The following is a 26,083-nucleotide window of genomic DNA, read 5'->3' on the forward strand; positions in this document are numbered from 1 at the left end:
TCTGAGAGACTCAGAGTGGTGATGTATCCATGCCAAACCATTTTTCGCTCAGTTTTTTCAGCGTGCCGTCGTTTTTAGCTTTCTCAATGGCGGCGTTAAACATCGCTTTTAATTCAGGATCGCTCTTACGCAAGCCGACGGACGATCCGCTTCCCAGAATGCCGCCGATAAACTGCGGACCCGGCGTAACGATGTCGGCGTTGCCGGGTTTTCCAGTAATGCCTTTCAGGTAGGCGGCGGAGGCAATAACCAGATCGACGCGCCCGGCTTTCAAATCCAGATCGTGTTCCTGCGTGGTTTTGTATTCACGCACGGTCATGACGCCCTTGAGATATTTATCCAAAAACGTACTGGCGATTGAGGCGGACTGCACGCCAATAGTTTTACCTTTCAGCAGTGGTTTCAACTTCTCGACTTCTGCTAATGCGGCGGCTTCGTCAGCCGGTTTGAGAGAGAAACGTTTTCCGCCGTCAGGCAGTGCTTTGGCCAGTTCGCTGGAAGCCAGAACCGCGAAAGTCTGCCCCGCCTGAGTATAAGGCTGGCTGAAATCGATAACCTGGCGGCGTTTCTCGGTAGCGGACATACCGGAAATGATGGCGTCAAACTTGCCGGCGTTCAGTGCCGGGATGGTACTGGTAAAGGGTTGCACGATGATCTCGCACTTCACCTGCATGCTGTCGCACAGAATTTTATACATATCGATCTCAAAGCCATCCAGCGTTCCATCCGGCTTGGTAAAATTATAAGGATGGAAAGCGCCTTCGGTGGCGATGCGTACCGTGGTCCATTTCTTCCCTTCCGCCGAGGCGGTGAAAGACGCGGCCAGCGTGCTTGCCAGACACAGTGAACAGGCGATCATTTTTAATTTTGACTTCAACATAATGGTGTTCTCCTGGTGTTATATTTTAATTTTCTAGCAAATAGATGACTTACCAACTGGCGATAAATTGCCTGAAGCGGGCCGACTGACTGGCAGTGAAAATCTGCTCCGGGGTGCCTTGTTCTTCAATTTCCCCCTGATGCAGGAACACCACGCGGTTAGAGACTTCGCGGGCGAAATCCATTTCGTGGGTGACCACCAGCATGGTCATCCCCTCGTCGGCCAGTGTGCGCATGACGCGCAGCACTTCGCCGACCAGTTCGGGATCGAGCGCCGATGTCGGTTCGTCGAACAGCATCACCCTGGGCGCCATCGCCAGTGCGCGGGCAATCGCGGCGCGCTGCTGCTGGCCGCCGGAAAGTTGGGAAGGGTAGTAATGCCGCTTCTCCGCCAGACCGACTTTTTCCAGCAATTGCTCGGCGTGTTCCACGCATTCAGCCGGCGGGCGCTTTAACACATGTACCGGCGCTTCAATGATATTTTCCAGTACCGTTTTATGTGACCACAGGTTGAAGTTTTGAAAGACCATACCAAGCTGACTGCGTATACGGTCAATCTGTTTCGGATTCGATGGCCGGTTTTGCCCTTTACGGTTGGGCTTCATTTCGATGGATTCGCCCGCGACGATGATCTCTCCCTGATCGGGAAGCTCCAGCATATTAATGCAGCGCAACAGGGTGGATTTTCCTGAGCCGGATGAACCGAGAATGGAAATTACCTCTCCCTGGCTGGCTTCAAGCGAGATACCCTTCAGCACTTCCAGAGAACCAAAGCGTTTATGAATGTTGTGCAGGCTGATCGCTGGCGTGGTCATTGAAGGTCTCCCAGTTTCTTAATTTTTTTTGCCGTCGTCAGTGTGACGGGCGCACGCAAATGCGGGGGTCATTTTGAATTCGGCCCACATCAGCAAACGTGTCAGGACAAGATTGATAGACAGATAGATAGCGCCGGCAATCAGGAAAACTTCCAACGCCCGGTAGGTTTCCGCAATGATGCGCGCCGCGATGCCGGTAATTTCCATCAGCGTGATAATGGATGCCAGCGAGGTTGATTTGATCATGGAGATCAATTCATTACCATAAGCGGGCAGCGCCTGACGGATCGCCAGCGGGAAAATAATGCGCCTGAAAATCATATGCCTGGGCATGCCGCAGGCGCGGGCCGCTTCGATTTGCCCTGCGGGGACGGATTGTAATCCGCCACGGATGATTTCGCTGGCGTAAGCGCCGGTACATAAACTGAGTGACAGCAGCGCGCACCAATAAGGTTCACGCAGCAGCGGCCACAGCATACTTTCCCGCACCCAGACAAATTGGCCCAATCCGTAATAGATGAGAAACAGTTGCACCAGCAGCGGCGTACCGCGGAAGAACAGCACATAGGTCCGCGCAATGGCTTGCAGCACCCGGTAAGGGGAAAGCTGCATCAATGCCAGCCCCAACGCCAGAAAGAAACCGAACGATACCGAGCCGATGGCGAGTTGCAACGTGAGCGGAATACCGGGAATAATTTCCAGAAACGTTGCGTAAATAAAAGGAAAATCCATCAGCGTTTCACACCCCTGGAATAATAGGACTCCGCCCGACGCATGATCCAGCCGGAGCAGATAGAGATAATCAGGTACAGCAAGGCGGCGGCCATGAAAAAATCAAACGGTTTTCCCGTTGAACCTGCGCCGGTCTGCGCTTGCGTCAGCAGTTCAGCCACGCCGGTAACCGAAACCAGCGCGGAGGCTTTCAGCACCAACTGCCAGACATTGCCCAGCGACGGAATGGCATGACGCAGCAAAAGCGGCGCAATGATACGCCGCAGACGCAGCAGCGTGGACATGCCGCAGGCTTTGGCGGCTTCGATTTCACCGCGAGAAACGGCATAGAACGCGCCGCGAAAAACTTCCGTTTGTTGTGCGCCTGAAGAGATGCCGACCGCCACAATCCCGGCGATAAAACCGGGGAAACCGACAAACCCCTGGCTGCCAAAGAGTTTGGCTATCAGGGTTAAAGCGGAACTGCCGCCAAAGTAAAGCAGATAGATAATCAGCAAATCCGGGATGCCGCGAATGATGGTGGTATAGCCGTCAGCCAGATAGCGAATCGGACGATTACCGCAGATTTTTGACCAGGCGCCGAGGGTGCCGATGAACGCGCCAAGCAGAAAACCGCTGCTTGCCAGCCCGAGCGTCATGCTTGTGCCGATGAGTAATAATTTCCCCCAGCCATTTTCACCAAAACTGATGAGTTGCCAGAAAGTCATGTCTTCCACAAATAGCTCCCAACTTCTTATTGTTCTGTCATGAAAACGAGATAATCAGAACGATTTTTGTGATCAGAGGATCGCACACCCTGTTCGGGAACGACGATGTAGAGGTATAACGACGCGTTGTGAACCATTCAGACGCCTGACCGCCAGTGGATTAACCCGCTAATCAATGGTCGGCCACGTTTTACGTCATGATGATTGACTAATTATTCATATAGTCTGCTTATTAATGAATTTGCGTTTAGTCAAAATAAGACAGATAAAGCCCAGGGTAAAGCACTAAAAAAATGTCTGGGCAGGAAAGGAAGTGAAAAAAAGCGCATTATTATGCCGTTACGGAAATTGTTATGCCGTTACAGAAAACATTGTCCTGTGGGCGCGCGAGATCAACGGCGACCTGATATCAGGTCGCGTTCGATTGACGAGGCGGGACGGCGTTATTTTGTCTGATGAGCAAACCAGTTCAGTTTTTCCCGCAGGCCGACAACGCTCCCTACGATAATCAGGCTTGGGCTTACCGCCTGTTTCGCCAGTTCACCAAGTTGTGATAGTTGGCCGGTAAAAACCCGCTGCGTGGTTGAAGTGCCGTTTTCGATCAGCGCAACCGGCACGGTTGCAGGTAGCCGCTGTTCCAACAGTTTGCTCTGGATGTATACCGCCTGCTGAAGCCCCATGTAGAACACCAAGGTCTGTTTTTCGCCCGCCAGACTGGACCAGTCGAGTTCGCTATCTTGCCGGACATGGCCGGTTATCAGTCGCACCCCTTGCGAATGGTGGCGGTGAGTGAGGGGAATGCCGCTGTAGGCCGCACAGCCAGAGGCGGCGGTGATGCCGGGTACGACGGAAAACGGGATACCAGCTTGTTGCAGGTGCTCCAGTTCTTCTGCGCCACGGCCAAAAATAAAGGGATCGCCGCCTTTCAGCCGCACGACTCGTTTACCGGCCAGCGCTTTTTCTTTCAGTAACTGGTTAATCTGTTCCTGGGCAATGGTGTGGCAGCCAGACGCTTTACCCACATAGATACGTTCGGCATCACGTCTGCTCAGATTCAGAACGTCGTCGGAAACCAGCCGATCATAGACCACAATATCCGCCTGTTGCAGCTGCTGTAAGGCTTTCAGCGTTAGCAAACCCGCATCCCCCGGACCGGCGCCGACCAGCACCACTTCGCCCCGGTCATCCAGCGGCGCGGAAAAAAGCTGCTCGGTCAGTTGTTGTGCGCTGATGTTGTCGTGATTCGCCAACGCCTGAGCCAGCCTGTCGTGAATGAACAGTTTTTCCCAGAAGCGGCGGCGTGTGCCTGAATGCCGGAAACGACTTTGTACGCGCTGGCGCAATTCACCCGCCAGCGCCGCCAGTTTGCCAAGGTGCTGGGGCAGGATACTTTCCAGCTTTTCCCGCAGCAGACGCGCCAGAACCGGCGCCGTGCCGCCGGATGATACGGCGACGATCAGCGGAGAGCGATCAACAATCGACGGCATGATAAAACTGGCGTTCTGGGGATCATCGACCACATTGCAGAAGATCCGCAACTGGCTGGCCTGTTCGTAAACCCGCCTGTTGATATCGTGATCGTCAGTGGCGGCAATAACCAGCCATGTGCGCTCCAGTAATTCAGGATCGAAACCACCCTGCACCAGTGTGACCTGGTTTGCTTCCCGCCAGACCATAAACTGTTCATTGAAACTGATGGCGTTTGCCGTAAGCATCGCCCCGGCATTGAGCAGCAGGCGCGCTTTCCGTTCTGCAATTTCACCGCCGCCGACCAGCAGACAATGTTTACCGCGTAACTGGCAGAATATTGGCAGATAATCCATGTGAGGCCTCTTTATACTTGTGATCAACTCAAACCAAAGAATATCTCGCCTGGCGGCAGGATGCGTCGCGTGACGTCAATGACAGTGCATTATTAACGGCAATCATTATCAACGGCGATGGATAAACGCTTCATTTGCATCTTATTTGCCGTAGAACGGCTATTTTATCGGCAAAAATGTTGTATGTCTGTGATTTTAATAGTTATTTAAACGTCTATTCTTGCTAAGTATGAAGCGTTTGGCGTTGACGAGGCGCAATACCGGTCTTCATCAACGCGCCAGCACCTGTTCGTGCCGGTTTCAGGTTTCTCCAGTGATAACGCTCACAACAACGTGGGCATTTGCCCAATAATCCGCTCCATAATTTCTTCATATGAAAGAAAATGCCTAATGACTAACCGGGCAATAACCGGAATAATTTAAAAATAAAACACCATTTCCATTTAATTAACACGTAATTTCTTTTTATGTGATACGGATCGCGCTGACGGAATGGCAGAGCGGCAATACAGATATATCATGTCATTATCCACACAGAACGCCGTTTTTAGCGGCCAAATTTTGTAGATGTGTTGTGTCAAATATCAAGGCAGGTAACAACGTGAAAATAGAATCAATTGATGTCACCGTCTTTACTTATCCCACGCGCCGGGTGTCCGACAGCGCGGGGCATTCACATCCGGGGAAGGAAAATCAGGCAAAAATGGCCCTGCTGACCATCCGCACGGACGAGGGGCGGGAAGGTTATGCCTTCGCGCCGCCAGAAGTGATTCGCCCGCATATTGTGAATGCGTTTTTCCGTAAGGTCCTGATCAGACAAAACCCGTTTGATCGTGAGCGTCTGTGGCAGGATCTGGTGCATTGGCAGCGCGGCAGCGCCAATCAGTTGACCGATCGCGCATTGTCGATTGTCGAATCGGCGCTGTGGGATCTGCAAGGGCGCGTGCTGAATATGCCGGTTCATAAGCTACTGGGCGGATACCGCGAAAAAGTGCCGGCCTATGGCAGCACCATGTGCGGCGATGAACTGGAAGGCGGGTTGTCCACCCCGGACGAGTACGCTCAGTTCGCCGAGAAACTGGTGCGGCGCGGCTATAAAGCGATCAAGCTGCATACCTGGATGCCGCCGGTCTCTTTCGCGCCCAGCCCGAAAATGGATGTGAAAGCGTGTGCCGCGGTGCGTGAAGCCGTCGGCCCGGATATTTGCCTGATGCTGGATGGCTACCACTGGTATAGCCGCAGTGATGCGCTGTATATCGGTCGTGAGCTACAGAAGCTGGACTTCACCTGGTTTGAGGAGCCGATGGAAGAGCAGAGCATGGCGTCCTACAGTTGGCTGAGCAAACGTCTGGATATTGATGTGATTGGGCCGGAAAGTCTGTCAGGCAAGTACTTCAGCCGTGCTGATTGGGTGAAAGAGGGAGCATGCGATATTTTACGCGCGGGCGTACAAGGTGTCGGCGGTCTTGCGCCGTGTATGAAAGTCGCCAGTCTTGCTGAAGCCTTTGGTATGGATTGCGAAATTCATGGCAACGGGGCGCCCAATCTGGCCGTGGTCGGCGCCATCAAGAACTGCCGCTGGTACGAGCGCGGCCTGTTGCACCCCTTCCTCAATTACGATGAACCCGCCGCTTACCTGAATGCGATTGTCGATCCGATGGATGACGAGGGTTTTGTGCATCTGCCTCAGCGACCGGGATTGGGTGAGGATATCAATTTTGACTGGATTGAGGAGCATACGCTAAGTAAAGAATAGAACGTCAGGTCTGAAAGAAAATACTCTTAAAAAATAAAAAGTTGTCGTTTTCCATACTTCCACATCAGGAGAAGAGTAATGAAAGCGCGCGCAATACTACGTACCTTACTGTTAAGTACCCTGTGTATGACCGTCACACCGGTCATGCTGTCGGCCAAAACCCCGGATGATCAACTGATCGTCGGCATGAATATGAACAACATGCTCTCGCTCGATCCGGCGGCAATGACCGGCAATGAAGTGGTGGGCATAATCGTCAATCTGTATGACTCACTGGTGGTGCTCGATCCGGTCAACCTGAGCAATGTTCTGCCGTCTCTGGCGAAAAGCTGGAGCGTGAGTGATGACGGCAACGTCATTACCTTTAATCTGGTGGACAATGCAACGTTTCATTCCGGCAATCCGGTGACGGCGCAAGATTTCGCCTGGTCGATGAAACGCTTGCTCAACCTCAATATGGCGCAGGCCACAACCTGGAAATCCTATGGGTTTACGGCGCAGAACGTGGAGAAAATGATCCGCGCCAAAGACGCCCATACAGTGGAAATCGAACTGCCCAAACCGAACGATCCCAAACTGGTTATCTATTCGCTGGCGACGCTTGGCAGCGGATCGGTGCTGGACAGCAAAACCGTGATGCAGCACGAGAAAAACGGCGACTGGGGCAATGGCTGGCTGACCACCAACGAGGCGGGCTCCGGCCCGTTTAAGCTGGATGTCTGGCAGGCGAAAGATGTGCTGCGCATCAGCCGGGTGGAGGGCAACTGGCACGGCGACGCCAAAATGAAACGCGTCATTTTCCGCCATATGACCGAGTCGCAGGCGCTGCGCCTGATGGTTGAAAAAGGCGATATTGATGTGGCTTCCGGCATGTCGGTGCCGGATATCAATGCGTTAAAGCGGGACAAAGACGTTGTCGTTGATGAGGTGAAAAAAGGCTCAATGTATTATGTGGCGATGAGTCTGAAAAACGAGTACTTCGCAAAACCTAAAGTGCGCGAAGCGGTTCGTTACCTCATTGACTACGACGGCATCAATAAAACCGTGATGCCCGGTTATGGCTTTTATCACCAACGCCCGATCCAGGCAGGGATGGACGCGACGTTGCCCAATCCTGGTTACCAGTTGGATGTGGCGCGGGCGAAAGCACTGCTGGCGGAAGCGGGTTACCCGAACGGATTTGAAACCACGCTGCGCGTGCTGTCGGATCAGCCTTTCCTGAATCTGGCGACCTCGGTGCAGTCAACGCTGGCGCAGGCCGGTATCAAAGCCCGAATTCTCTCCGGCACCGGTAACCAGGTTTACGGCGCGATGCGCGATCGTAAATTCGACATGCTGGTTGGACGCGGCGGCGGCGGCGTCGATCCGCATCCTCACTCCAGCCTGCGCTCGGTGGTCTACAACCCGAATAACAGCGACGAAGCCAAACTGACCAATTTTCAGGGCTGGCGCACGTCTTTCTACGATAAACCCTTGAACGACATGATCGATCAGGCGCTGCTGGAGAAAGATCCGCAGAAACAGAAGCAGAGGTATTTCGACATCCAGAATCGTTATGACGCACTGTTCCCGGCCATCATTCCGGTGTCGCAGATGGTCGATTCCGTGGTGTTGCGCAAAGACGTGAAAGGTTATGTGCCGCATCCGTCCTCCACCACACAACTGCGCGAGGTCTATAAACAGCGCTAGCTTTTTCACTCAGTTTCAGCGGGGGGGGCTTGCGTTCAGTCATCCCGTCAGAAACGTCAAACACGACATAACCGCGTTAGCAGTGGTTTAACGTCGCTGCTAACCGGGATATCAGGAGAAAGAACACATGGTTTTCTCTGATTGGATCAAGCCAGGCGGCGTAGCGCGTCGGCTGGCAAAACGCCTGTTTCAGGTAGTCGTCACGTTATTCGGGTTATTGATTCTGACTTTTGTGATTGGCCGCGTGATGCCGATCGATCCGGTGCTGGCGATTGTCGGACAGGATGCCGACCAAAGTACCTATCAACAGGTTTATCAGCAACTGGGGCTGGATAAGCCTTTGTATATACAATTTTTTATTTACTTCAATGCGCTCATGCAGGGGGATTTGGGCAATGCGCTGCTGACCGGGCGACCGGTGATGGACGACATTATCCGGGTTTTCCCCGCCACCGTTGAGTTGGCGACGCTGGCGATTATCGTCGGCGCCGGTTTAGGCGTGCCGCTGGGCGTGCTGGCGGCGGCGCGACGCGGAAAATGGGCGGATTACGTGGTGCGTTTTATCAGTCTGGCTGGCTATTCCACGCCGATATTCTGGGTCGGGATGATGGGACTGCTGGTGTTTTATGCCTGGCTCAACTGGGTCGGCGGCGCCGGACGCGTGGACATGGCGTATGACGGTCTGGTGGAGAACCGAACCGGCCTGCTGTTGTTGGATTCCATGCTGGCAGGGAACTGGGCGGTGTTTCGCAGCGCCCTGAACCATCTGCTGCTGCCCGCCACCATTCTGGGGTTTCACTCTCTGGCGTATATCAGCCGCATGACGCGCAGCTTTATGCTGGCGCAGCTTTCGCAGGAGTACATTATTACCGCGCGAGTTAAAGGCTTGTCTGAATTCCGGGTGGTCTGGGCTCACGCGTTCCGCAATATTCTGGTGCAACTGCTGACCGTGGTGGCGCTGGCTTATGGCTCGCTGCTGGAAGGCGCGGTGCTGATCGAAACGGTATTCTCGTGGCCGGGGTTTGGTTCTTATCTTACCAGTAGCCTGCTGCTGGGCGATATGAACGGGGTGATGGGATGTGTCCTGCTGGTGGGGCTGATTTTCGTCACCCTCAATCTGCTGTCGGACATGTTGTATCAACTCTTTGATCCGAGGACGAACGCATGAATCTTTCCTCTGAACCGCCGATTACAGGTGGATCAATCGTTCGCTCGCAACCGGAAAAGCGTGTGAGTCGTCTGAAGCAGCGTGGCGCGCGGATCGCCGGATTCCTGCTGCTGATGGCGCGTAATCCGCTGACGGCGATAGGTTCCGCGATTGTGCTGATGTTAATGCTGGTGGCGATTTTCGCGCCGTGGATCGCCACGCACGATCCGCTGGCGCAGGATCTGGCCAATGCGTTACAGGCGCCCGGCGCCGCCCATTGGTTCGGCACCGATGAGTTTGGCCGGGATGTGTTCAGCCGACTGGTTTATGGTTCGCGCATCACGCTGTATATCGTGGCGTTGGTGTCGGTAACGGTCGGGCCGATCGGCCTGTTGCTTGGGGTGGTCGCGGGGTATTACGGCGGTATCGTCGATACCATTCTGATGCGCATCACCGATATCTTCATCTCTTTCCCCAGTCTGGTGTTGGCGCTGGCATTTGTCGCGGCGCTGGGGCCGGGGCTGGAACATGTGGTGATCGCGATTACGCTCACGGCCTGGCCGCCGATTGCGCGTCTGGCAAGGGCGGAAACGCTGTCGTTGCGTCACGCCGATTTTGTTTGCGCCGTGAAGCTGCAAGGCGCTTCTTCCGCGCGCATCCTGCTGCATCATATTGTGCCGCTGTGCCTGCCATCGGTGATTATCCGTATCACCATGAATATGGCGGGCATCATTCTGACGGCCGCCGGGCTGGGTTTCCTGGGGTTAGGCGCTCAGCCGCCCGATCCTGAATGGGGCGCGATGATTTCAGCCGGGCGTCGTTACATGATGGAGTGCTGGTGGTTGGTGACTATTCCGGGGCTGGCGATTTTGATCAACAGCCTGGCGTTCAATTTCCTTGGAGACGGCCTACGTGACATCCTTGATCCCAGAACCGAATAATCTTTCCCACCTTACGCCGCAGGCGAAACCGTTGCTGGATGTTGAAAATCTGCGGGTTGGTTTCGTCAATGGCGGCGTGGTTACCGATGCCGTGCGCGGCGTCTCTTTTACCCTGGGCTGTGAAAAACTGGCGATTGTCGGTGAATCCGGTTCCGGTAAATCCACGGTCGGTCGCGCGCTGTTGCGGCTGCATCCTCATAGCGCCTGCATCACCGCCGATAAACTGCGTTTCGGCGACACGGATTTGTTAACAGCGGACGAAGCCCGCATGCGTCAGATCCGCGGCAAGCGGATGTCGATGATTATGCAGGACCCGAAATATTCGCTGAATCCGGTGGTCTGCGTCGGCGATCAGATCGCCGAAGCTTATCTGGCTCATCATCACGTTTCACGTCAGGAAGCGAAGCAAAAAGTCATGACGATGCTGGACGTGGTGCGCATCCGCCAGCCGGAACGGGTCTACCGATTGTATCCCCATGAAATTTCAGGCGGGCAGGGGCAACGCATCATGATCGCGATGATGCTGATTACCGAACCGCAAGTGGTGATTGCCGATGAACCGACGTCGGCGTTGGATGTTTCCGTGCGCTTGCAGGTGCTGGCGATGCTCGACGATCTGGTCGGCGAACGCGGTCTGGGGCTGATTTTCATCAGCCATAACATCAATCTGGTGCGCAGCTTTTGCGATCGGGTGCTGGTGATGTACGCCGGGCGGGTGGTGGAGTCCATTGCCGCCGCCGATCTGGATAACGCGCAGCATCCTTATACCCGCGGCTTACTGAACGCGTTACCGGGTATTGATCATCCGCGTGCGCGTTTACCGGTGATGAACCGCGATCCGGCCTGGCTCAATGGATAGGAAAATAATCATGACTGCTGAAACGTTGAATCTGAACAAGACGATGATTGAAGTGAATAACCTTAACCTGTCGTTTGGTCAGGGAAGTACCCAAAATCAGGTGCTGTATGACGTGAACCTGACCGTTGACGATGGCGATATTTTCGGTCTGGTCGGTGAATCCGGTTCGGGGAAAACCACCGTGCTGAAATGTCTGTCCGGGTTGTTCAATCACTGGCGGGGACGTCTGCTGATTGATGGTCGGCAGCTGGCGCACCGCATCGATCCGGCGCGTTGTCGTCAAGTACAGATGGTCTTTCAGGATCCTTACGGCTCTCTGCATCCTCGTCATACGGTGGAGGCGATCCTGGAAGAACCGCTGTCCATCCACCGTTTTAACGATCGCGAGGATCGTATCGATACGTTGCTGGAGAAAGTAGGGCTGGGAACACACTTTCGCCGCCGTTATCCGCACCAGCTTTCGGGCGGGCAGCGCCAGCGTGTGGCCATTGCCCGCGCGTTGATTCTGGAACCCAGGGTGCTATTGCTGGATGAACCGACCTCGGCGTTGGATGTTTCCGTGCAGGCGGAAATTCTGAATCTGCTGGCTGAATTGCAACAGCAGGAGAAATTAACGTATCTGTTGGTGACCCACGATCTTGGCGTTATTGCCCATTTATGCGATCGCGTCGCGGTGATGCAATACGGCCGAATACTCGAAACGCTGGAAACCGGCGATTTAACCCGCGATACGACAAAGAACGCCTATACCACAATGCTGGTGGATGCCAGCCGCCAGTATAGCCGCGATCTGGCTGTGCGTTCGGAACGGATGGGATAGGATTACGTTTCCCATTATTGCGTTACGGCTGGTTACAATCAGAGTGTAATACGTAAAAAAAGGTAAATGGGTGGCTTTGAAGTGTATGGATATTTACAATCATTACGCTTTCTGTAGTTGGCCTCTTCAAAAAGGAATTCTCATGTTTAAACGTACTCTGGTTGCTGCGGCGGCTTTTATTTCACTGACTGCTTTTTCTCCGGTATTTGCTGCTTCCGGCATCACGAACGTCCTGCTGACTACCTCGTCCGGGGATATTGAACTGGCGTTGGATAATCAACAAGCACCGGTTTCGGTGAAAAACTTTATCGAGTACGTTAACAACGGCTTCTATAACGGTACGACGTTCCATCGTGTGATCCCCGGCTTTATGATTCAGGGCGGCGGCTTTAGCAGCGATATGCAGCAGAAAGCACCTAATCCGCCGATCAAAAACGAAGCGGACAACGGTTTGCGTAACCTGCGCGGCACCATCGCTATGGCGCGCACGGCAGAAAAAGACAGCGCGACCAGCCAGTTCTTTATCAATGTGGCCGATAACGCGTTTCTCGATCATGGTCAACGTGACTTCGGCTATGCGGTCTTTGGCAAGGTGGTGAAAGGTATGGACGTGGTGGATAAAATTTCGCAGGTGCAGACTGAAAATGTCGGTCCTTATCAGAATGTGCCGACCAAACCTATCGTGATCCAGTCGGCGAAAGTGCTGCCCTGATATTCTCTCAATCCGCCCCGGCTCTCTCCTGATGGAGAGGGTCGGGGCATTATTTGGCTTTTTCGCCGTCGCGATTGACACAGACCGAAAAGTTGGCTTTTCTGGCGCATCAGGTCAGCGACAAGACAGTATCAAAAGGTTTCCCAGTTCGTGTTCCCGTTGGTGACGAGCGGTTTCTTCGGCGCCAGAGCAGCCACTGGCTGGGCTGATTTGTGCTTGATATCGCTGGTTTTCGCTTCCGTCTCGGCAGAAAGTTTAAAAATAGACACGACCTGCGTCAGATGGCGGGCCTGCTCTTCCAGAGACGCGGAGGCGGCGGTTGATTGCTCAACCAGCGCGGCGTTCTGCTGCGTTACGCTATCCATTTCCACAATCGCTTCGCCAACCTGACTAATGCCTTTACTTTGCTCGCTTGATGCCGAGGCGATTTCTCCCATGATGTCGGTAACGTTGGTGACGGCTTTCATGATATTTTCCATCGCGTTGCCGGCAAGCGCCACCTGCTCTGAACCGATCTTGACGTTATTGACCGATTCGACAATCAGACTTTCAATCTCTTTCGCCGCCTGCGCACTGCGTTGAGCGAGGTTACGCACTTCGCTGGCGACCACGGCGAAACCACGGCCTTGTTCGCCGGCGCGCGCGGCTTCCACCGCGGCGTTCAATGCCAGAATATTGGTCTGGAAGGCGATGCTATTGATCACGCTGGTGATATCGGAAATTTTCTGTGAACTCCCGGAGATATTGCTCATCGTTTTGACCACGCCGCCAACGATATCGCCGCCGTTGTTAGCGGTTTTCGAGGCGTTCTGCGCCAATACGCTTGCTTGACTGGCGTTGTCGGCGTTTTGTTTGACGACGGCGCTTAGCTCTTCCATGCTGGCGGCGGTCTGCTCCAGCGCGGAAGCCTGCTCTTCAGTACGAGAAGACAGATCCGTGTTGCCCGTGGCGATTTCGCCAGAGCTACGGTAGATCTCCTCGGCGCTCATCCGAATTTCGGAAACGGTTTTAACCCAGTTTGACTGCATCTGCTGCACGAACGGGATCAGTTTGCCGACGCAATTCCTCCCGGTTTCCGCCAGACGGGTATGCAACTGGCCGACAGAAAGGATCTCAAGGTGCTGTTGGATCAGTTCGAGAGGTCGAACGACAAATTTCGCCAGATAGTGGTCCGTCAACAGGACGATGATCAAGCCGGCGATTAACGCGGCGACCAGCATTTTCTGACACAGGCTTACCCAATAATTAATGCGTGCCTGCGCCTTATGCTTCAACTGATTGATCACCCCATTGTATTGATCAATGGCACTGGTGAAGTTTCTGCGCAGATCGCGATAGTCGCGAGTGGAAAGCTGGAAAAATGTATCCATACGCTCCGCTTTTATGGCGTCGTACATCGGTACGATGGCCTGACTGAACAACTGATAGGAGCTATTGTAAATATTATCGATAGTGGCCTTATCGATATTAGCGTGATCGGTTACCTGGAACGCTTCCAGACCGGCCTTGAGGCTGGCGATTTCAGCAGCGACGCTGCGCATTTCCTCATCGACAGCGGCAGCGTTGTTTTGATCTCTGGCCTCAACCGCACGATCCAATGCACTTTTAGCGCGATAGTATTGCCCGCTGGCGCCATTGATAATATCGCCATTATTTTGCTGAACGCCGGTCAGGTTTAGTTCTGAAGTTAGTTGGTTTAAGGAATATAAGGCAAATGCCGAGACACCCCCCCATAGCAATGAAAACAGAATGAGGATAAGCACCATCATGGTTCTGATTTTGGTATTACGAATGAAATTCATGATTCAAGCCCTGGTAACTCTCTAATGTCTAAAATCTCTGATGAAGAGACCTGTGATTTAGCCTCCCTGCGCGTTAGCCGACAGGGAAAATGCGGGCTGATAGGTTGTCCGTAGATATAATGGTGGTTCATAATATGTTATCGGCATGTTACATAGGAGCTTGAGCACTTTTTGTTAAATATGAATAAAATTTAAGCGGCAAGCGAAGTGATAAAAATTGTGATGGATTTATGTCGGCGCCTGTTGTTGTCAGTGAGTGAGCGCAACCGATAGCGGGTATTTTATCGAATTAAATAAATCCAAAAAAATGAGCGAGATCCGACGATCTCGCCCAAGCATGTTCCGTCCTTCCTCTCTGAGTGAGAGCGAAATGCGGTTGATTTTAGTTACAGTCGGAAGAGGTCAGCACCGCCAGGTTTTTGCCTGCACCTGCGTAATTCGCCAGCTTATCTTTCACGCACTGCGCCGTTACCGGTGAGTAGCTGTAAGGGACGGCAGGGAAAGTACCTGTGCTTTTCCAATCCTCGGCATTGACGTAGGGCTTGGAGTCTTTATCCCAGGTAATATTGTAGGTCGCGAAATCAGCAGGTTTTGTGATGTTGTTGTTACGCAATTCCCAGGTACCGAAGTTGGAACCATCGTAACGTGATGTCACCGGGTTTTTCGCATTTTCAAACCAGTTACGTTCAATCAGCGCAATACCGTTCTGACGAACGTTCAGACCGGAGCTGGTGATGCCGGTATACAAGTTGTTATAGGCGTGCACCTGGCCGCCACGCTGCAACGGGAGACGGGCGTTCACATCGCTGTAGATATTGTGATGGTAGGTCAGGTTACGACCGGTATCGCTGGAGCTTGATCCGCTCAGGCCCACTTTCTTGATACCGTGAATGTAGTTGTAAGAGACGGTGACATTGGTGGCTCCTTTCTTGATATCCACGGCTGATTCAAACGTGGTATCACCGTCCGGCGTACCGGAACACTCAACGTTTTTGGCAAAAATCTCGTTGTGGTCGATCCAGACATTGGGTGAGTTATCGACGCGGATAGCATCTCCATCATTCGCCCCGCCAGGCATGTAGCCAAAACGCATATTGCGTACCACGACATCAGATGAATTGATAATCCAGATACCAAAGTTGGCTGAAGAATCATTGGTGCCGGTGATCGTGATCCCTTTGGTGAACTCCTTGATCGTAACGCTGCGGGTAGGCTTGCTCAATTGCCCGCAGATATCATCTTCAGCGGCTTTGATCAGCGCATCTTCATTCCCGTTATAGGTAATAACCAGTGGATAAGCGCCTCCTTTGACTTTATTACCACTATCATTTTTTTTCGCCGCTTCAATGATATCAACGATATCTTGTAGAGAACGTGCGGTTTTTTTGACGGCGCCAGATACGTCGCCGCCATCCGTGGTGGCATAACCCCCCGTACTAGCCGCCATTGTCGATTGGCAAGCTAACAATAACAGCCCAGCGGCTGCTGAAGGCAATAGATATTTCATTTGGCTCATCTCCTTTGAGAATAACGCTCATAAGGGCATTTATGATTATTGATGCCCAGTTATTGGGTTTTTATTTCAATAAAAATGAAACGAAATTTCTATTAAAACCCGAAAACAGTATTATCAAAAAAAACGAATATTGCAATAGTTGTAATTTAATATATTTAAAATTCATTTTTGGTAAGGTTTATTAATTATTGTTATCAATTTTTGTATGAGTTATTCCTAATTTAATTTTTAAAATCATATAGATGTGGTTTATTTGGAGTTTAATTACAGTGCTGTTTCTTTAATTCTTTTCCAGATAATATCATGTTATTATCAATGTGAAATTATTGTTGTGATTGATATCAATGCTCATTTGTAACTTAACTAAAATTTTAATTTTCCTGGGTGCAAATCTTCGACGAAAATCACCGTTATTATCAGACGAAAAGCTCTTCAAGCATTCATAAATGGTTTTATATTTTAATGGACGGGAATAATATATATTACCTATCAATAATAAGCTTTTTTTGATGAATGTATTATTAATGCCTGAGTCATTATATGTCTGCTAATAAATTAGCTATCCGGTTGAAACACTGGTATTCAGTTGGTGCACGAAAACAAACTGCCTGATGTTCAGCTTCTCACGCCGTACCTTAATCCCAATTGGTTGAAGATCGTCCGTATGATTGATGACGTTAATCTCTTGCCACCCTTTTGGTATTGGATACAGGTACAATAGTCTGTATTGCGCTTTCCCATGAGAAAGCACCAGGATTATTTGCGGGTATCAAAAGAAACAAAAAATCATATAACCTTTATTTATCAATAAGTTGATTTAATCATGTTGCTGATTATCGATAACTACGACTCCTTTACCTACAACCTGTATCAATATTTCTGCGAGTTAGGGGCGGACGTGCTGGTCAAACGTAATGATGAACTGCAACTGGCGGATATTGAGCGGCTTGCACCTGATCGGCTGGTGATTTCTCCTGGCCCCTGTACCCCGGATGACGCCGGTATTTCATTGGCGGCGATCCGCCATTTTGCTGATAAATTGCCTATTCTGGGCGTCTGTCTTGGTCATCAGGCGCTGGGACAGGCATTTGGCGCGCGTGTTATACGCGCACGCCAGGTCATGCATGGGAAAACTTCCGTTATCACTCATGATGATGCCGGAGTGTTTTCCGGGTTATCTCAGCCGTTGACGGTGACGCGTTACCATTCGCTGATCATTGCCGCGGATTCTTTACCCGATTGCTTTGCGGTGACTGCCTGGAGTGAGCGTGACGGCGAACGTGATGAGATTATGGGGATTCGGCATCGCTCACTACCCTTGGAAGGAGTTCAATTCCATCCAGAAAGCATACTTAGTCAGCAAGGGCATCAGCTTCTTGATAATTTCCTTAAAATTTAACCAGATAAAAAGTAATTGTTTTGCACTAGTGATTTAATATTGCCTGAATTTGATTTTTTATGCATATTTGATGACTATATTTTCATGCGGAATAATGGGATATCAGAGCGGGGCTGCAAATGGCGACAGAGAACAAAGCAGTAACAAGAGAAACTCACGATAAAATGATTTTGCCGGTTTATGCACCAGCGCAGTTTGTGCCGGTAAAAGGTAAAGGAAGCCGGGTATGGGATCAGCAGGGGCGGGAATATATTGATTTCTCTGGAGGTATTGCCGTTACCGCGCTGGGGCATTGCCATCCTGCGCTGGTTGCCGCATTGAAACAGCAGGGCGAACAACTGTGGCACACCAGTAATATCTACACCAATGAACCGGCGTTGCGTCTGGCCGGTAAGCTGATTGAGGCGACTTTTGCCGATCGCGTATTCTTTGTGAACTCCGGGGCGGAAGCCAATGAAGCCGCGTTTAAGCTGGCGCGTCACTATGCCATTAAACGCCACAGCCCGTACAAGACCAAGATCATCGCGTTTTATAACGCGTTTCATGGCAGAACCTTGTTCACGGTGTCCGTTGGCGGGCAGGCAAAATACGCCGATGGTTTTGGGCCAAAACCTGCGGATATCGTTCATGTGCCTTTTAACGATCTGGCGGCGGTCAAAGCGGTGATGGATGGCCATACGTGCGCGGTGGTGTTGGAACCGGTGCAGGGCGAGGGCGGAATTACGCCGGCGACGCCCGCGTTTCTGCAAGGGGTGCGTGACCTGTGCGATCAGCATAATGCGTTGCTGGTGTTCGATGAAGTGCAAAGCGGCATGGGCAGAACGGGCAAACTGTTTACCTATATGCATTACGGGATTACGCCGGATATTCTGACTACGGCGAAAGCGCTTGGGGGCGGGTTTCCGATCAGCGCGATGCTGACCACCGAAGATATTGCCTCGGTGATGACAGTGGGCGTGCACGGCACGACCTATGGCGGCAATCCGCTGGCTTGCGCGGTGGCAGAGGCCGCACTCGATACGATCAATACGCCGGAAGTGCTGTCGGGAGTGGCGGATCGCCATGATCGGTTCGTCAATGCGCTGGAAAAGATTAATCAGCAATATAATATTTTCGAGCAGATTCGCGGTATGGGGTTATTGTTAGGCGCTGAGTTGAAACCTGAGTGGCATGGCCGTGCAAGTGACTTTTTAGCCGCGGCAACGGAGCAGGGGGTAATGGTGTTGATGGCCGGTCCGAACGTGATTCGCTTCGTCCCTTCTCTGGTTATTGAGCAGGAAGATATCGATCAGGGAATGAGCAAGTTTGCGAAAGCTGTTGCAGCGGTGGTTAACGCCGCCAGTTAATTCGTTATTGGCTTGAAATGATTAAAAAAGCGTGAAGTAATCTTCACGCTTTTTGTAGGGTAGGAGAATGGTTTAACGAGTGCCGTAAACGACGATCGTTTTGCCATGTGCGGAGATCAGATTCTGGTCTTCCAACATCTTAAGAATGCGGCCCACGGTTTCACGCGAACAGCCAACGATCTGTCCAATTTCCTGACGGGTGATTTTTATTTGCATGCCATCCGGGTGAGTCATGGCATCCGGTTGTTTCGCCAGGTTGAGCAATGTTTGCGCAATACGTCCTGTCACATCAAGAAAAGCCAGATTGCCGACTTTTTCTGACGTCACTTGCAGACGACTTGCCATCTGCGCGGACAGACGCATGAGGATATCTGGATTGACCTGGATCAGTTGCCGGAATTTCTTATAAGAAATTTCAGCGACTTCACAAGCCGTTTTAGCCCGAACCCAGGCGCTACGCTCCTGGCCTTCTTCAAACAGGCCAAGCTCGCCGATAAAATCTCCCTGATTGAGGTAAGAAAGAATCATTTCTTTGCCTTCTTCATCTTTGATCAGCACTGCGACAGAGCCTTTCACGATGTAGTAAAGCGTTTCTGCTTTTTCACCCTGGTGAATAAGCGTACTCTTCGATGGATACTTATGGATATGGCAATGGGAAAGGAACCATTCGAGAGTGGGGTCTGTTTGCGGTTTGCCGAGAACCATTCGCTATTATCCTCTGTTGTAATTCACTGCGCAAATCACAGGGCTCAGAGTTCCCTGTACGGCGTATTTTACTGCTAAGAAACCAAATTCCATGTAGGCCGAGTGACGTCAGGGAATATACTGGAACCTACTATCTGGCGACGCCATCATCTTCCTTGTATCTGAGTTTGTCCAGAAAACGCAGATTCTATTTTCGTTTTTAGCACAGCTTGAGGGGGCGTGTCTTGTGTTGTCTCGCTTCAGCATGACAAAGCGTCGGTTATCGGATTTTTTATAGAGTAACCGTATAAATGTTCAAATATTTTTTAGTGGAGGCACCATGCAGGCACGAGTCAAATGGGTTGAGGGGTTAACGTTTCTTGGCGAGTCCTCATCAGGGCATCAGGTTCTGTTGGACGGCAATGCGGGGGATAAAGCGCCAAGCCCGATGGAAATGGTTTTAATGTCGGTTGGCGGTTGCAGTGCAATCGATGTGGTGTCGATTTTGCAGAAAGGACGTCACGATATCGTCGATTGTGAAGTGAAATTAACCTCTGAACGGAGAACGGAAGCGCCTCGTCTGTTTACTCACATCAATCTGCATTTTATCGTAACGGGGAAAGGGCTGACCGATAAAGCGGTAGAGCGTGCGGTGTCGCTGTCAGCAGAGAAATATTGTTCGGTGGCGTTGATGCTGAGTAAGACTGTTGAGGTTACACACAGTCATCAAGTGCGGGATCTTACGTAAGGCTTCCGATCTGGCCGGACATAACTTGACGTACTATCATCGTGACGCGACATGCATCGCTTGTCGTGTCACAGCCAGGTTATTCAATGGTTTTCCCTTCCAGCAGCCGTTGCACCAGCGGCGCCATAATCAACTCCATCGCCAGCCCCATTTTTCCACCGGGGACAACCAGCGTATTGATGTGAGAAATAAATGATCCTTGCAACATGGCGAGCAGATAAGGGTAATCAATATTATCCAGCCCCTGGAAGTGGATCACCACGAAGCTTTCATCCAGCGACGGAATGGATTTGGCCGCAAACGGATTGGAGGTATCCACGGTGGGGACGCGCTGGAAGTTAATGTGGGTGCGTGAAAACTGCGGCGTGATGTAGGTAATGTAGTCTTCCATTGAGCGCACGACGGAATCCATGACGGCTTCGCGTGAATGCCCGCGTTCATTGATGTCACGGATCAGTTTTTGAATCCACTCCAGGTTGGCGATAGGCACCACGCCCACCAGTAGATCAACGTGCTGCGCCACATTATGATGATCGGTGACTACGCCACCGTGCAAGCCCTCATAAAACAGCACATCGGTCGGGGATGGTATTGGTTCCCAGGGGGTGAAAGTACCGGGAACCTGATGGTAGGGGATCGCTTCGTCGTAAGTATGAAGATATTTTCGGGTCTGTCCTCGACCATGTTGGGCATATTCAATGAATGATTGTTCCAGCAGACTGAAATCATTGGCTTCAGGGCCAAAGTAGCTGATGTGTCGGCCAAGATCGCGTGCTTTGCGAATCGCCATATCCATTTCAGGACGGGTATAACGATGGAAACTATCTCCTTCCAGTTGGGCGGCCCGTATCGTTAACTGCTGGAAAATTTTGCGGAATGCCAGACTGGTGGTGGTGGTTCCCGCCCCGCTGGAGCCAGTGACGGCAATAATCGGATGCTTTTGTGACATGAGACGCGTTACTCCGTGATGGCGGCGCGCATCCGTACTGCCATCACGGAGACTGAACGCCATCAGAAAAGGAAACAGATATGCATGGTGTCGTATGAATGATTTTTAACATGTTTAGTCGCTCAATACGAGTGATGCTCACCGGCATTAAACTGGCCGCGGGGCATAATGTTGATGGTTTCATGCAATTCAGACCAGACCAGCACCACTTCGCCGGCTTGCAATTGCCGCCGTACATCCGCGACTTTTTGCGCCAGCGTGCGTTCTTCTTCGCCGTAGTCGGTTCCTTCCCTCAGTACAAAAGATTCGATGAGGTTATCCAGCGTTTCAGGATCGAGTTGTTGCCAGGGAATAATCACGGTGTTTTTCCACAATAGAGAGTCGGAAAGTTAGTCAGAAATAACGTTATCCAGAAAAGGAGTAAGCCAGTGCGGAATACGTTGTTCAAGCCACATCTCCGGTTTAAGCAGCGATCCGCCGACAAAACCCACATGTCCGCCGTAATCTGTCAGTTGATATTCAATATTAGCCGGTAAGCGGGAAAAGTCGGGAATGACATCTTTGGTCATAAACGGATCGTCTTTCGCATGAATAATCAGCAACGGTTTGCGTATCAGCGACAGCTGGGGCAGGGCGCTACAGCGGTGGTAATAATCGGCGGCATCGTTAAAGCCATGAGCCCGTGAAGTAATCACATCATCAAATTCGCGTAGCTGTTTTATTTTTTTCAACTGCGCCAATTGAACCGGCAGCGTGCCGGGGTAGGCGACCAGCTTTCGCATCGCATTTTGCTTCAGCAGATGCAGTAAATAGTGTTGATAAACGCGAGAGAAGCCCTGTTCCATCCGTCGGCTGCACGGTTCCAGCATCAATGGTGCCGAAACAATCACGGCGGCGGACAACAGGCACTCATCGCCTTGTTTTTCCAGCAGACAGGCCAGCATGTTTCCGCCCAGAGAAATGCCAATCGCCGCGGTAGGGACATCGCCATAAGTGTTCTGTAACCAGCGTAGAAAGTAGCTGGCATCTTCTGTTTCACCAGAGTGATAGATGCGTTTCATGCGATTGGGCTTACCGCCGCATCCCCGAAAATGCATGATGACGGCCAGCCAGCCGTGTTGCCGGCAGGCATGTAACAGACCGTGCGCATACGGGCTATGGAAATTGCCTTCCAGACCGTGAAATAACACCACGCGCGGCTTATGGCGGGCTTGATCAGGGGCTTCGCTCCAGGCGAGATCGACGAAGTCGCCGTCAGGTAGTTCGAGCGTCTGCCAGATCGGTTGCAGCAATGCCTTGCGTCGCACCAGTCTGGGGAGCAGTGTCTGAATATGGGGATTGCTGGCGCCGATAAGCGGGCGAAAAACGTCATGCATCATATTGATAAAATGTTGTTGGTAGATCTTGTGCGATCAATATCACACTGTTAGCTTCGAGGCTGCCAGTTAATCACTCTTTTTTGCAAACGACAAAACAGTATCAAATCAATATGGTCGGGCGAGGGGCGCCCACTTCATGGAACTGAGTTTATTTCTCTCGATGTTGGGTTTCCTGTGGGTTGCCGCGATCACGCCCGGACCTAATAATATGTTGCTAACCACGTCTGGCGCCAATGTTGGTTTTCTGCGTTCCTTGTGGCTGATGCTGGGGATTATGTTGGGGATGCAGAGTATTTTACTGATGGTGGCGTTTGGCGTTGGCAGCCTGATTCTGCTCTATCCCTCGTTGCATCTTATCCTCAAAGTGCTCGGCAGTGCTTACCTGCTCTGGCTGGCGTGGAAAATTGCCACCTCCGCTTATGAGAAACTCGACACATCCGTTGCACCGCCCCAGCCAGTGCGACTCTATCAGGGCTGGCTGCTACAGTTTCTGAACCCGAAAGCGTGGTTGATGGCGTTGGGGGCGGTCGCCAGTTTTAGTCTGGCGGGTGAGGGATACAGCCGGTCGGTCATTGCGATAAGCATTAGCATGGTGCTAGTGAATGTGGTGGCGGGCATCATATGGCTGGGGTTTGGCGCTCTGATTGGCCGTCTGCTGCGCAGTAAAAAAGCGTGGATTATCTTCAACGTTTCGATGGGGTTGCCGACCGCGGCGTGCGTGCTGTTGATTTGGCGTTAGCAGCCAGTTGCGCGTTGGTATCGCCTGCCAACCCGCAACCGGTATTCGTTATGACAGCGATTGATTCATCCGCTCCAACTGCTCCTGCGCGTCAAGCCAGGCCATCTCGGTTTCTTCCAGTTCGGTTTTGATTTTGGTCTGTTGTTGCAGGCAGTCGGTCAACTCCGCTTTGCGGCTGATATCGTAAAGTTCGCTGTCAGCCAGCCGTGCCTCAATTGTGCTTAACGCGGCGCCCAGCTTTTCCATCTGCTGCTCAAGTTTGGCGATCTGCTTACGCAACGGTTGCGTTTGCGCTCTCAGTTCGGCTTCCCGCCGCTTTTGTTCTTTTCGGGCCTGTGCGCTGTTGATGGTGTTCTCTTTTGACATCTCATCCGAGGCATTATCCTGACGTTGCAGGCCGACCAGCCATTGCTGGTAGTCTTCCAGATCGCCATCGAAAGGCTCGACTTTGCGGTCGTGCACCAGATAAAGATCGTCGGTTGTGGAGCGGATCAAGTGGCGATCGTGCGATACCACCACCAGCGCGCCTTCAAAATCGATCAACGCTTCGGTCAGCGCCTGCCGCATATCCAGATCGAGGTGGTTGGTCGGTTCATCCAGCAGCAACAGGTTCGGGCGCTGCCAGACAATCAGCGCCAGAACCAGACGGGCTTTTTCGCCCCCGGAGAAACGCGCGGTGATCTCGGTGACTTTGTCGCCCTGAAAACCAAAACCGCCGAGGTAATCACGCAGTTGCTGTTCGGTTTCCCGTTCGGCCAGACGGACAAGGTGCTGTAACGGCGATTCGTCCGCCCGCAGAAATTCCAACTGATGCTGGGCGAAATATCCCAACTTCACCCCTTTGGCCAGGCCGATTTCACCTTGTATCGGCGCGAGCGTTCCCGCCAGCAGTTTAATCAGCGTGGATTTCCCCGCGCCGTTATGCCCCAGCAAGCCGATACGCGAGCCAGGCACCAGATTCAGTTTGATTGACTCCAGAATCAGCTTATCGCCGTAGCCTGCGCTGACCTTCTCCATGCGCAACAGCGGGTTGGGCAGCGATTCTGGCGGGCGGAAACTGAAACGGAAAGGATTATCCACATGGGCCGGGGCGATCAACTCCATGCGCTCCAGCATTTTTATCCGGCTTTGCGCCTGTTTTGCTTTGGTTGCTTTGGCGCGAAAACGGTCGATATAGTGTTGCAAATGCGCCACTCTTTCCTGCTGGTGTTCATACAGCGATTGCTGTTGCGCCAGCCGGGTTGCCCGCTGACGTTCAAATGAGGAGTAGTTGCCGGTGTACTCGTTCAGCGTCTGCTGTTCGATATGCAGGATTTTATTCACCACGGGATCGAGGAAATCGCGGTCGTGCGAAATCAGCACCAATGTACCCGGATAGCTTTTCAGCCATTTTTCCAGCCAAATGACGGCGTCGAGATCAAGGTGGTTGGTCGGTTCATCAAGCAACAACAAATCAGAGCGACAAAGCAGCGCCTGCGCCAGATTAAGGCGCATACGCCAGCCGCCGGAAAATGCGCTGACGGGCTGCTGTAGCTGATCTTGCGAGAAACCTAGTCCATGCAGTAAACTTGAGGCTCTGGCCTGAATGGTCCAGGCCTGAATGGTGTCCAGCTTGCCATGCAGCGTCGCAATGGCATGCCCGTTATTCTCTTCGTTGGCGGTTTGCAGTTCGGCTTCCAACTGACGAAATTCGCGATCGCCATCAATAACGTAATCAAGCGCCGGGACATCCAGCGCCGGGGTTTCCTGATTCACCCATGCCAGCGCCCAGTTCTGCGGAAAGGTGGCGCCGCCGCCATCGGCGCTGATTTCACCTTTCAGTAATGACAGCAGCGTAGACTTGCCACAACCATTTTTACCGACCAAACCGACTTTCTGACCTGGATTAACCGTGGCTGTCGCGTTATCCAATAACACGCGCACACCACGTCGAATTTGCAGCGAAGAGAAAACAATCATAAAGCGCCGTATGTTCAGAGTATGTTAAATTATGGACCTGATAGCAGGGCGTATTGTGTCCCGCTTTTTTGTCGTTGCGCTGCATGGTAACGGAAAACGTCAACCATGACGACGCTTTGGAGGGGATTGATGTCGCAGCCGCCAAAGATTTTGCTGCTGTATGCCCACCCTGAATCACAGGATTCAGTGGCGAACCGGGTTTTATTGCAATCGGCACAACAGTTGGATAATGTCACGGTGCATGATTTGTACGCGCACTATCCTGATTTTTTTATTGATATCCACCATGAACAGCAGTTGCTGCGTGAACATGACGTGATTGTTTTCCAACACCCGCTTTATACCTACAGTTGCCCGGCTTTGCTGAAAGAATGGCTTGATCGGGTATTGTCGCGTGGATTTGCCAATGGTATTGGCGGCAATGCGCAGGAAGGAAAATACTGGCGTTCGGTGATTACCACGGGCGAGCCTGAATATGTCTATCAGACAGAAGGTCATAGCCGCTTCTCCATCGGGGATCTGTTGCGTCCATTTGAACTGACGGCGTCGATGTGCCGTATGCACTGGCTACAACCGATGGTGGTTTACTGGGCGCGACGACTGCAACCGGATGTTCTGGCAAGTTATGCCCAGGCTTATGGTGAGTGGCTGGCATCGCCTTTCGATAAAAAGGAACGCTGAT

Annotated in this window: 24 protein-coding genes; 12 read left to right on the top strand and 12 right to left on the bottom strand. The window is 52.0% G+C overall.

Translation table 11 applies throughout. The annotated features are described in order from the left end of the window. Positions 1 to 10 precede the first annotated feature (10 nt). The 5 genes from DES54_RS11450 to cysG all read right to left on the bottom strand — a co-directional run bounded on the left by DES54_RS11450 (position 11) and on the right by cysG (position 4,956). A complete protein-coding gene (locus DES54_RS11450; protein WP_113867487.1) occupies positions 11 to 880 on the bottom strand; it encodes a transporter substrate-binding domain-containing protein in 870 nt (289 codons plus the stop codon). Positions 881 to 929: 49 nt separating this feature from the next. After that, positions 930 to 1,694, bottom strand: a complete 765-nt coding sequence (locus DES54_RS11455; protein ID WP_113867489.1) for an ABC transporter ATP-binding protein — start codon at positions 1,692 to 1,694, stop codon at positions 930 to 932. An 18-nt stretch (positions 1,695 to 1,712) separates the two neighbouring features. Next, positions 1,713 to 2,426, bottom strand: coding sequence for an ABC transporter permease (locus DES54_RS11460; protein ID WP_113867491.1), 714 nt, complete (start codon positions 2,424 to 2,426; stop codon positions 1,713 to 1,715). After that, positions 2,426 to 3,142 (bottom strand): ABC transporter permease, encoded by a 717-nt coding sequence (locus tag DES54_RS11465; protein ID WP_113867493.1) that lies wholly within the window; start codon positions 3,140 to 3,142, stop codon positions 2,426 to 2,428. The genes DES54_RS11460 and DES54_RS11465 overlap by 1 nt, the downstream gene beginning before the upstream one ends. Before the next feature lie 434 nt (positions 3,143 to 3,576). After that, on the bottom strand, positions 3,577 to 4,956 hold the full coding sequence (gene cysG, locus DES54_RS11470) for a siroheme synthase CysG (RefSeq protein ID WP_113867495.1): 1,380 nt from the start codon (positions 4,954 to 4,956) through the stop codon (positions 3,577 to 3,579). Between the two features lie 601 nt (positions 4,957 to 5,557). Here cysG and DES54_RS11475 point away from each other — a divergent pair. The 7 genes from DES54_RS11475 (at position 5,558) to ppiA (ending at position 12,880) form a co-directional block, all read left to right on the top strand. Further along, complete coding sequence (locus DES54_RS11475; RefSeq protein ID WP_113867497.1) at positions 5,558 to 6,712, top strand: mandelate racemase family protein; 1,155 nt, start codon at positions 5,558 to 5,560, stop codon at positions 6,710 to 6,712. A gap of 78 nt (positions 6,713 to 6,790) precedes the next feature. Next, a complete protein-coding gene (locus DES54_RS11480; protein ID WP_113867499.1) occupies positions 6,791 to 8,401 on the top strand; it encodes an ABC transporter substrate-binding protein in 1,611 nt (536 codons plus the stop codon). 127 nt (positions 8,402 to 8,528) lie between these two features. Further along, positions 8,529 to 9,569, top strand: coding sequence for an ABC transporter permease (locus DES54_RS11485; protein WP_113867500.1), 1,041 nt, complete (start codon positions 8,529 to 8,531; stop codon positions 9,567 to 9,569). Continuing rightward, the gene (locus tag DES54_RS11490; RefSeq protein ID WP_113867502.1) at positions 9,566 to 10,489 is read left to right on the top strand and encodes an ABC transporter permease; all 924 of its coding nucleotides are present in this window, start codon (positions 9,566 to 9,568) and stop codon (positions 10,487 to 10,489) included. Before DES54_RS11485 ends, DES54_RS11490 begins: the two co-directional genes overlap by 4 nt. After that, positions 10,461 to 11,348: an ABC transporter ATP-binding protein gene (locus DES54_RS11495; protein ID WP_427846307.1), complete on the top strand. Its 888-nt coding sequence runs from the start codon at positions 10,461 to 10,463 to the stop codon at positions 11,346 to 11,348. Before DES54_RS11490 ends, DES54_RS11495 begins: the two co-directional genes overlap by 29 nt. 43 nt (positions 11,349 to 11,391) lie before the next feature. Continuing rightward, positions 11,392 to 12,168 carry an ABC transporter ATP-binding protein gene (locus DES54_RS11500; RefSeq protein WP_113867550.1) on the top strand — a complete coding sequence of 259 codons (777 nt, stop codon included), beginning with the start codon at positions 11,392 to 11,394 and terminating at the stop codon, positions 12,166 to 12,168. Positions 12,169 to 12,310: 142 nt separating this feature from the next. Next, positions 12,311 to 12,880 (top strand): peptidylprolyl isomerase A, encoded by a 570-nt coding sequence (ppiA, locus tag DES54_RS11505; protein WP_113867504.1) that lies wholly within the window; start codon positions 12,311 to 12,313, stop codon positions 12,878 to 12,880. 131 nt (positions 12,881 to 13,011) lie between these two features. Here ppiA and DES54_RS11510 read toward each other — a convergent pair whose 3' ends face one another. Together DES54_RS11510 and DES54_RS11515 are read right to left on the bottom strand one after the other, a co-directional pair. Further along, positions 13,012 to 14,682, bottom strand: coding sequence for a methyl-accepting chemotaxis protein (locus DES54_RS11510; RefSeq protein ID WP_113867506.1), 1,671 nt, complete (start codon positions 14,680 to 14,682; stop codon positions 13,012 to 13,014). A 382-nt stretch (positions 14,683 to 15,064) separates the two neighbouring features. Next, positions 15,065 to 16,189, bottom strand: coding sequence for a polysaccharide lyase (locus DES54_RS11515; RefSeq protein ID WP_113867508.1), 1,125 nt, complete (start codon positions 16,187 to 16,189; stop codon positions 15,065 to 15,067). 832 nt (positions 16,190 to 17,021) lie between these two features. On the opposite strand from DES54_RS11515, the gene DES54_RS11525 reads away from it, so the two are divergent. Both DES54_RS11525 and argD read left to right on the top strand, forming a co-directional pair. Next, positions 17,022 to 17,597 carry an aminodeoxychorismate synthase component II gene (locus DES54_RS11525; protein ID WP_113867510.1) on the top strand — a complete coding sequence of 192 codons (576 nt, stop codon included), beginning with the start codon at positions 17,022 to 17,024 and terminating at the stop codon, positions 17,595 to 17,597. Between the two features lie 119 nt (positions 17,598 to 17,716). Next, positions 17,717 to 18,943: a bifunctional acetylornithine/succinyldiaminopimelate transaminase gene (argD, locus tag DES54_RS11530; RefSeq protein ID WP_113867512.1), complete on the top strand. Its 1,227-nt coding sequence runs from the start codon at positions 17,717 to 17,719 to the stop codon at positions 18,941 to 18,943. 72 nt (positions 18,944 to 19,015) lie between these two features. On the opposite strand, the gene crp is transcribed toward argD, so the two are convergent. Further along, positions 19,016 to 19,648, bottom strand: a complete 633-nt coding sequence (gene crp, locus DES54_RS11535) for a cAMP-activated global transcriptional regulator CRP (protein ID WP_004090925.1) — start codon at positions 19,646 to 19,648, stop codon at positions 19,016 to 19,018. Between the two features lie 319 nt (positions 19,649 to 19,967). Between crp and DES54_RS11540 the strand changes: the two genes are divergently transcribed. Beyond that, positions 19,968 to 20,375, top strand: coding sequence for an OsmC family protein (locus DES54_RS11540; RefSeq protein WP_113867514.1), 408 nt, complete (start codon positions 19,968 to 19,970; stop codon positions 20,373 to 20,375). A 79-nt stretch (positions 20,376 to 20,454) separates the two neighbouring features. On the opposite strand, the gene DES54_RS11545 is transcribed toward DES54_RS11540, so the two are convergent. The 3 genes from DES54_RS11545 to DES54_RS11555 all read right to left on the bottom strand — a co-directional run bounded on the left by DES54_RS11545 (position 20,455) and on the right by DES54_RS11555 (position 22,700). Then, positions 20,455 to 21,324 carry a phosphoribulokinase gene (locus tag DES54_RS11545; protein ID WP_113867516.1) on the bottom strand — a complete coding sequence of 290 codons (870 nt, stop codon included), beginning with the start codon at positions 21,322 to 21,324 and terminating at the stop codon, positions 20,455 to 20,457. Between the two features lie 122 nt (positions 21,325 to 21,446). Further along, positions 21,447 to 21,683 (bottom strand): YheU family protein, encoded by a 237-nt coding sequence (locus tag DES54_RS11550; RefSeq protein ID WP_113867519.1) that lies wholly within the window; start codon positions 21,681 to 21,683, stop codon positions 21,447 to 21,449. Between the two features lie 30 nt (positions 21,684 to 21,713). Further along, positions 21,714 to 22,700: a hydrolase gene (locus tag DES54_RS11555; protein WP_113867552.1), complete on the bottom strand. Its 987-nt coding sequence runs from the start codon at positions 22,698 to 22,700 to the stop codon at positions 21,714 to 21,716. 139 nt (positions 22,701 to 22,839) lie between these two features. Here DES54_RS11555 and DES54_RS11560 point away from each other — a divergent pair, with 139 nt between their 5' ends. Further along, entirely contained in the window at positions 22,840 to 23,442 is a 603-nt protein-coding gene (locus tag DES54_RS11560) for a LysE family translocator (protein ID WP_113867521.1), read from the top strand. Between the two features lie 48 nt (positions 23,443 to 23,490). On the opposite strand, the gene DES54_RS11565 is transcribed toward DES54_RS11560, so the two are convergent. Then, complete coding sequence (locus DES54_RS11565) at positions 23,491 to 25,401, bottom strand: ABC transporter ATP-binding protein (RefSeq protein ID WP_113867523.1); 1,911 nt, start codon at positions 25,399 to 25,401, stop codon at positions 23,491 to 23,493. 129 nt (positions 25,402 to 25,530) lie between these two features. Here DES54_RS11565 and kefG point away from each other — a divergent pair, with 129 nt between their 5' ends. Then, on the top strand, positions 25,531 to 26,082 hold the full coding sequence (gene kefG / locus DES54_RS11570; RefSeq protein WP_113867525.1) for a glutathione-regulated potassium-efflux system ancillary protein KefG: 552 nt from the start codon (positions 25,531 to 25,533) through the stop codon (positions 26,080 to 26,082). Position 26,083 lies beyond the last annotated feature (1 nt).

Origin of the sequence: Brenneria salicis ATCC 15712 = DSM 30166 (assembly GCF_003315515.1) — a bacterium.
GTDB lineage: Bacteria > Pseudomonadota > Gammaproteobacteria > Enterobacterales > Enterobacteriaceae > Brenneria > Brenneria salicis.